Genomic DNA, 1354 nt, shown 5'->3' with positions numbered 1-1354 from the left:
CCTGCCGTTCAGCCTTGCGCTCTGCCACGGTGGGGTGCATGGATCCCGCAGAGATCGAAGGTCACGAGCGCCAGGGCCCGATCGACACCGTCCCGCTGGCGAAGGCCGGTGCGCAGTTGGAGGCCATCGCGCGGTATGTCTCCCAGGCCCGCGAGGAACTCGACCGCATCGAGGCCCTCGGCACCTTCCCGGCCCTGGATCCGGGCGACGCTGCGGATTTCGCCTTCCAGGCCCCCCAGCTCTCGCTCACCGACGAGAGCGGCAAGACCGTCGCGGTCGTGGTCTCCCCGGCTCTGCTGGAGGTGCTGGAGGACGCACTCGGCCTCGCCGAGAACGAGTTGCACAAGCTGCGTGGCACCGGCCGGCCGGTGACCACCGAGGAACTGGTCGCCCGGATCAAGGGGCAGACGGCCTCGTGAGCCGGGTGGTCTGGACGGCCGCGGCGAGCAGCGCCATGGCCAGGTACGCGAAAGAGGACCCGGCCGGTGTGAACCAGATCCTCGACAGCACCAATCTGCTGCCGGGCGACCCCCGCCCCGCCGGCGCGCGGCGCTATGCCCCCGACGAGTACCGCATCCATGTGGGCCGGTACCGAATCTGGTACGCCATCAGGCAGAACAAACCCGTCATCATCGAGGTGACCCGGGTCGGCCGTGTCGCCTGACCACCTGTCCGAGCCACGGCGACCGACCGAATTCCCGTCCAGTGGCAGGCGGTACCGGCAGGATCGCCCCGGGGCGCTCTTCGGTGATCACGCGCCCCGGCGGTCATCCCGTGAGCCTCTGCCGGTCAGTGTCGCGCTCTGCGACGGTGGGGTGCATGGATCCCGCAGAGATCGAAGGTTACGAGCGCCAGGGCCCGATCGACACCGTCCCGCTGGCGAAGGCCGGTGCGCAGTTGGAGGCCATCGCGCGGTATGTCTCCCAGGCCCGCGAGGAACTCGACCGCATCGAGGCCCTCGGCCAGCCGCCGTTTCTGGACCCCGGAAAGGCGTGGGACTTCTTCTTCCACGCCCCTCAGCTCTCGCTCACCGACGAGAGCGGCAAGACCGTCGCGGTCGTGGTCTCCCCGGCGGTGCTGGAGGTGCTGGAGGACGCACTCGGCCTCGCCGAGAACGAGTTGCACAAGCTGCACGGCACCGACCAGCCGGTGGCCATGACCGTCGACGAGATGTGCGCGCGGCTGAAAGGGCAGGCGACCTCGTGAGCGAGGTCGTCTGGGAGCCGAAGGCGCGCACGGCCCTCGACGCGTACGCCAAATCCGATCCGGGCGGCATCAAGCAGGTCGCCACCAGCATCAGACTGCTACTGCGCGATCCCCGTCCGTCCGGCGCCTATGCGTGCGGCTCCGACCG

At 69.6% G+C, this 1354-nt stretch carries 3 protein-coding genes; all 3 read left to right on the top strand.

Annotated features, from left to right (window positions below; genetic code table 11):
• Positions 1 to 38 precede the first annotated feature (38 nt).
• The 3 genes from NX801_RS30590 to NX801_RS30580 all read left to right on the top strand — a co-directional run bounded on the left by NX801_RS30590 (position 39) and on the right by NX801_RS30580 (position 1206).
• Positions 39 to 419: a hypothetical protein gene (locus NX801_RS30590; protein WP_258791226.1), complete on the top strand. Its 381-nt coding sequence runs from the start codon at positions 39 to 41 to the stop codon at positions 417 to 419.
• On the top strand, positions 416 to 664 hold the full coding sequence (locus tag NX801_RS30585) for a type II toxin-antitoxin system RelE family toxin (protein ID WP_258791225.1): 249 nt from the start codon (positions 416 to 418) through the stop codon (positions 662 to 664). The genes NX801_RS30590 and NX801_RS30585 overlap by 4 nt, the downstream gene beginning before the upstream one ends.
• A 155-nt stretch (positions 665 to 819) precedes the next feature.
• A complete protein-coding gene (locus NX801_RS30580) occupies positions 820 to 1206 on the top strand; it encodes a hypothetical protein (protein ID WP_258791224.1) in 387 nt (128 codons plus the stop codon).
• Positions 1207 to 1354 lie beyond the last annotated feature (148 nt).

Origin of the sequence: Streptomyces pyxinae, from assembly GCF_024756275.1 — a bacterium.
Classification (GTDB): domain Bacteria; phylum Actinomycetota; class Actinomycetes; order Streptomycetales; family Streptomycetaceae; genus Streptomyces; species Streptomyces pyxinae.
This window is presented reverse-complemented; position numbering and strand designations above follow the sequence as displayed.